At 45.4% G+C, this 6133-nt stretch carries 3 protein-coding genes and 3 pseudogenes; all 6 read left to right on the top strand.

Annotation, left to right across the window (positions count from 1 at the left end; translation table 11 throughout):
- Positions 1-296: 296 nt before the first annotated feature.
- Positions 297-857 (top strand): annotated as a pseudogene (locus ACH33_RS17795) (group II intron maturase-specific domain-containing protein); the annotation flags it as partial.
- Between the two features lie 261 nt (positions 858-1118).
- Positions 1119-2240 carry a 4-hydroxyphenylpyruvate dioxygenase gene (hppD, locus tag ACH33_RS17790; protein WP_057900173.1) on the top strand — a complete coding sequence of 374 codons (1122 nt, stop codon included), beginning with the start codon at positions 1119-1121 and terminating at the stop codon, positions 2238-2240.
- The gene (locus tag ACH33_RS17785; RefSeq protein ID WP_057900172.1) at positions 2241-3188 is read left to right on the top strand and encodes a fumarylacetoacetate hydrolase family protein; all 948 of its coding nucleotides are present in this window, start codon (positions 2241-2243) and stop codon (positions 3186-3188) included.
- Between the two features lie 21 nt (positions 3189-3209).
- On the top strand, positions 3210-4316 hold the full coding sequence (gene hisC, locus ACH33_RS17780; protein WP_057900171.1) for a histidinol-phosphate transaminase: 1107 nt from the start codon (positions 3210-3212) through the stop codon (positions 4314-4316).
- Positions 4317-4329: 13 nt separating this feature from the next.
- A pseudogene (locus ACH33_RS17775) lies at positions 4330-5492 on the top strand (homogentisate 1,2-dioxygenase).
- A 14-nt stretch (positions 5493-5506) separates the two neighbouring features.
- Positions 5507-6129 (top strand): annotated as a pseudogene (locus ACH33_RS17770) (flavin reductase family protein).
- The last annotated feature ends 4 nt before the right edge of the window (positions 6130-6133 follow it).

Genomic DNA, 6133 nt, shown 5'->3' with positions numbered 1-6133 from the left:
GCGCTCTTACCCGGGGAGGTCTGTCTGATAAGCCGAGTATCCTCGGTAACCTCATTCGCGACAGAGGTCATAGTACATGCCATGTGACGACATGACATGGAAGGGCCGAACATTATGGAGAACGAAAGACCAGGCGTTCGAAGACACGCGATGAAGGCAGACAATCCGTATGGACTTATCCGAAGGAGGATGTGGTGAATTCCACGGGGGACTTCGGAAGGGCAGAGTGTGCCTTCGGCACAAAAGGAACCTTTCGCTCACGCAAGGATCCGTCGTTTCCTCCAATCTGGCATTATGGTGAACGGGTGAAACAGTCTGTCACTGCCTTTATCAAAGGGAAGCTAAAATTGAAGGTCAATCAAGAAAAGAGTGCTGTTGACCGACCATGGAAACGCAAGTTTCTCGGTTTCAGCTTTACTTCTCTCCTTGAACCAAAGATTCGCATTGCAAAACAGTCACTACAGCGGGTGAAGCAGAAAATCCGTCAGATTACATCTCGACGCAGACCTATTCCTATACAATGGAGAATCGAGGAACTTAATGAATATCTGATGGGATGGATAGGATACTTTGCGCTGGCAGATACGCCAAATGTATTTCAAAATCTCGACGCATGGGTGCGCAGGCGACTGCGTATGTGTTTGTGGAAAGAGTGGAAACTTCCCCGAACAAAAGTGAAAAGGCTTCTCGCTTTAGGCGTGCCTAGAGGAAAAGCCTATGAGTGGGGAAATTCCCGTAAGGGATACTGGCGTATCGCCAAAAGCCCTGTTTTACATCGGACTCTTGATAAACGATTCTTCGAATCGTATCAACTTAAGAGTCTAAAAGGACGATATCACGCCTTGCGGCGTACATAATGAACCGCCGTATACCGAACGGTACGTACGGTGGTGTGAGAGGACGGGGGCTAGTCACCCCCTCCTACTCGATTTTATGCATCAATTTTTAATATAACTATAATAATTACCATATTTAACTTTAACATAGCACAGTGCACACGCGTTAGTGTAATCGTTTGCAACATTTCAAAAAACAATGTATCATTTCAATAGTCCAATAACTCATAAAAAAATAAATATTTATACTAAAATAATCAGTTATATGTAGGAGGGACTCTGATGGCTAAAGAACTGTTTGAAGTAAAAAAAGTAGAGAAAAAAGAGCTTTTTCCGGTTCAGGACATTCATCATGTAGAGATTTATGCGGGTAACGCCAAGCAGGCAGCTTATTATTATTGTCGCGCCTTCGGTTTTAAAGTAAAGGCTTACCGGGGGTTGGAAACAGGCTGTCGTGACCGTGTATCTTATATGCTGGAGCAAGGGAACATCCGCCTAGTAGTTACCGGGGCGTTGGATGATCAAACGGATGTTGCAGAGTTCGTAAAACTACACGGAGAAGGGGCGAAAGATATCGCCCTCAAAGTAGAAAACGTGGAAGAAGCGTATAGAGGAGCGTTGGAAAGGGGAGCGATCGCTGTCCGCGAACCGTGGACGGAAAGCGATGAAAACGGTATCGTAAAAAAAGCCGTTATTGGTACATACGGCGATACCGTACACACATTGATTGAAAAAGCAGACTACAATGGTATTTTCTTGCCAGGCTATGAACCGAATGATTTTGAAATTCCATCTGTTTCTACAGGACTTGTAGGTATTGATCATATCGTTGGAAACGTAGAACGTATGGATGAATGGACTGAATATTATGAAAAAGTGTTCGGATTCACTGTATTCAAGCATTTCGACGACGAGGATATCTCCACTGAATATTCGGCGTTAATGTCTAAAGTTATGACGAATGGAACAGGCCGAATTAAGTTCCCGATTAACGAACCGGCGGATGGAAAGCGCAAATCGCAAATTCAAGAATATCTGGATTTCTACAAAGGTCCTGGTGTCCAGCACTTAGCGTTTCTGACCAATGATATTGTCGCAACTGTGAGCGCGCTAAAAGCAAATGGAGTGGAGTTCCTTTATACACCGGACACATACTACGAGAATTTGACAAATCGTGTGGGTGAAATTGACGAAGATCTGAAGAAACTGCAAGAGCTGAACATTCTTGTAGACCGCGATGACGAAGGATACCTGTTGCAAATCTTTACAAAACCTGTTGTGGATCGTCCAACGCTCTTTATCGAAATCATTCAGCGTAAAGGTGCGCTCGGATTTGGCGACGGAAACTTTAAAGCACTGTTCGAATCAATTGAGCGCGAACAAGAACGTCGAGGAAATATCTAAATGAAGCTTATCAGTTATTATCTTAGGGACAACAAAACGGTGAGAGCAGGCTGGATTCACAACGGAAAAGTATACGACATGGAAGAAACATACCGCTATCTGGCAGAAACGAGAGGGGAAGCTATTTCCCCTCCCGTTTCTCTGCTTGACTATCTGAATCTTCCGCAAGATAAAAAAAAATGGCTTTATGCGCTGACAAGGGAAAAGGAAGCTAAGATACCTGAGGTATGTGAGGAAAAGGGGGTAAAGCTGGCCGCACCTATCCCACGTCCGCCGAGCTTTCGTGACTTTTACGCGTTTGAGGAACATGTCAAAACTGCGCGGAGAAAACGCGGACTTGATATGGTACCAGAATGGTATAAATTTCCTGTTTTTTATTTCTCGAATGCAAGCGCCATCAAAGGATCGGGAGAGCCGGTAGAAAAGCCGAGCTATACCGAATGGCTGGACTACGAGTTGGAAGTGGCCTGCGTTATTGGGAAGGAAGGCCGAAATATTAAGCGCGAACAGGCGCTGGATTATATTGAAGGCTTTATGATTCTTAACGATTGGAGTGCACGTGATGTCCAACGTGAAGAGGTAAAAGTTGGGCTCGGACCGGCGAAAGGAAAAGACTTTGCTACTTCGATGGGACCGTACCTTTTGACGAAGGACGAATTGGAGGATCGTCGCAACGGCGAACATTATGACCTGGAGATGAAAGCATTTGTTAACGGAAAATTGTTGTCCCAGGGAAATATGAAGACACTTTATTTCTCTTTCGCACAAATGATTGAACGTGCCTCACAGGATTGCACGCTGTATCCTGGCGATGTTATTGGCTCCGGAACGGTCGGAACCGGTTGTATCCTTGAGTTGGGTGCCGAAGTGCATCGTTGGCTGGAAAAAGGGGATACAATTGAACTTTCTATCGAAAGATTGGGCGTGCTTCGTAACGAAATCATTTAGAAGTAGAGTGGAGGAAGCGATATGACAGTGGCAGGACACCCAAAAATTACGGCAAAAAAGCAGCTGGAAGGACTTGGTGTCTATAAGCCGGGTAAACCGATTGAAGAGGTAAAGCGGGAACTAGGTTTAACCCAGATTATTAAATTGGCATCTAACGAAAATCCGCTAGGCTATTCGGAACGCGCTAAAGAAGCGATGATTCGCGAAATGGATAATATTACATTATATCCGGAAGGAACGGCACCAATGCTTGCGCAGAAGTTGGCTGAGCGGCTTCAGGTAAAACCGGAACAAATCATTGTAGGTAACGGTTCGGATGAAATTTTGCATTTGCTAACCCGTAGCTACATTCGCCAAGGAGACGAAGCAATCATGGCGGATGTCACCTTTCCCCGCTATGAAACAAATGTCAGAATCGAAGGTGGCGTTCCGATACATGTTCCTTTGGTAAACGGCGTACACGACCTTGATGGAATGCTGGCGGCCATTACTGAGAAAACTCGAATGATATTTGTATGTAATCCGAACAACCCAACTGGCACCATTGTTGGAAAGGCGGAAATGCAGTCGTTTATCGAAAAGGTTCCGGATCATATTCTGTTAGTTATTGACGAGGCATATTTCGAATATGTCACGGACGAAAATTACCTAGACTCCGTTTCACTTATTGGCTCACATCAGAACTTGGTTGTATTGCGTACTTTCTCCAAAATCTATGGACTGGCTGCGCTTCGTGTTGGGTATGGCGTCATGAATGAGGCATTCGTTCAGGAATTGATGAAGGTAAAAGAGCCTTTCAACACTAACCGGCTAGCGCAGGCTGCTGCACTTGCTTCGCTTGACGACGAACAGTTTTTGCAAAATTGTAAAAAGAAAAACGAGACAGGCCGACGTTACATAGAAAACGAGGTTGAAAAGCTCGGGTTAGGTTATTTCTCTTCTCAGGGAAACTTTGTAATGGTGAAACTTCCTTGCTCTGGCGATGACGTGTTTAAAGCGCTTCTGAAAAAAGGCATCATCGTCCGTTCTGGAACCGTGCTTGGCTATCCGGAAACCATTCGGGTTTCCGTAGGAACGGATGAAGAAAATCGGGCGTTTATCGCAGCTTTGCGTGAAATTATTGGATAAAAGGGGAATATGAATGCCACATTACGTAAAAATGGGAAACATTCCGCACAAGCGTCATACGCAATTCCGCAAGCCGGATGGCGGACTGTATTATGAACAGCTTATGGGAACAAAAGGATTTTCAGGAATCCAATCACTTATTTATCATATTAATCCACCAACCCAAGTACGAGAAGCAAAAAAGATTAAAGATATTCGATTTGAATTCGAGGAACAGAACACGCTTAGGCACCGTCATTTTCGTACGTGGAACGTAGAGGCGGGTGGCGATTTCTATGAAGCGAGAAAAATATTACTTGCCAATGATGACTTGGCAATCGGTATTGCCCGTCCGACAGAGCAGATGTCTTATTTCTATCGGAACGGGGAAGGTGATGAGCTTCTGTATGTTCATGAAGGAAAAGGGAAGATTGAAAGCCTTTTCGGTGAGCTTTCCTTTTATCCGGGAGATTATATCGTGATTCCCAATTGGTACTACCTATCGTGTTCATCTGGAGACGGAGGAAGCACGTTTCCTTGTTGTGGAATCCAACTCAGCAATTGTGCCACCGAAGCGCTAACCGCAACGAGCATGGGCAACTGCTGGAGCATTCCCCTTATTGTGAGCGTGATTTTCGAACGCCGGAGAAGCTGGAGCCCAAAGATGAGAAAGGCGAGTTTGAAGTGCGTGTGCGTGCGCATAGCATGCTGACGTCCTATTTGTTCGATTTCCATCCACTTGATGCGGTTGGCTGGGACGGTTATCTGTATCCGTACGCTTTCAGCATCCATGATTTTGAGCCGATTACGGGACGTATTCATCAGCCACCGCCTGTACACCAGACGTTTGAAGGGCACAATTATGTTGTTTGCTCGTTTGTACCGCGTCTGTATGATTATCATCCAGAAGCGATTCCGGCTCCGTATATTCACAGTAATGTGGAGAGCGATGAAGTGCTATATTACGCGGATGGGGATTTTATGAGCCGGCGCGGCATTGAAGAAGGGTCTATTACGTTGCATCCGAGCGGACTGCCGCACGGGCCGCATCCAGGCAAAATCGAAGAAAGCATTGGCAAGAAAGAAACAAAAGAACTGGCGGTTATGATCGATACATTCCGCCCGCTTTATGTCGTAAAGCAGGCGCATGTTTACGAAGACGAAGGATACATGTATAGCTGGCTACCGCAAGAATAAAGGAGGGCTCTATCATGAATATCGAACCGAGTACATTACGCTGGGATGAAGCATACAAATTGATGACCGGTTCCATTCTTCCACGCCCGATCGCGTTTGTATCAACGGTAAATGAAACCGGACAGGCCAATTTGGCTCCGTTTAGTTTTTTCACGGCGATCTGTGCTGATCCGATGATGATCTGCTTCGCTCCGATGCGCAGAGGAACAGACGGCGCGCGCAAAGATACATTGAACAATATCGAAGCTACGCGCGAGTTGTTGTTAATATTGTTGGTGAGAAAATCGTCAAGCAGATGAACGATTGTGCAGTTGAATATTCGCCTGATGTAGACGAATTTGAAGAGGTCGGCTTGACGAAAGCATCGAGCCGTATCGTAAAACCGCCGCGCGTAGCAGAAAGCGACGTACAACTTGAATGCGTGCTTCATGATATACTGCACTTTGGAGACAAGCCGGGCGGCGGAAGTCTCGTAATCGGTCAGGTAGTTACTATTCATATTAAGGATGAATTATATTTTGACGGGAAAATTAACACAGAAAAGTTAAACCCAGTTGGCCGTCTGGCCGGTCCTGTATATACTCGGGCTGTTTCTGATACATTTGTGTTAGAGCGCAAAAAACAACCGGCTAAATAATTAA

Origin of the sequence: Aneurinibacillus sp. XH2, assembly GCF_001439585.2 — a bacterium.
GTDB lineage: Bacteria > Bacillota > Bacilli > Aneurinibacillales > Aneurinibacillaceae > Aneurinibacillus > Aneurinibacillus thermoaerophilus.
This window is presented reverse-complemented; position numbering and strand designations above follow the sequence as displayed.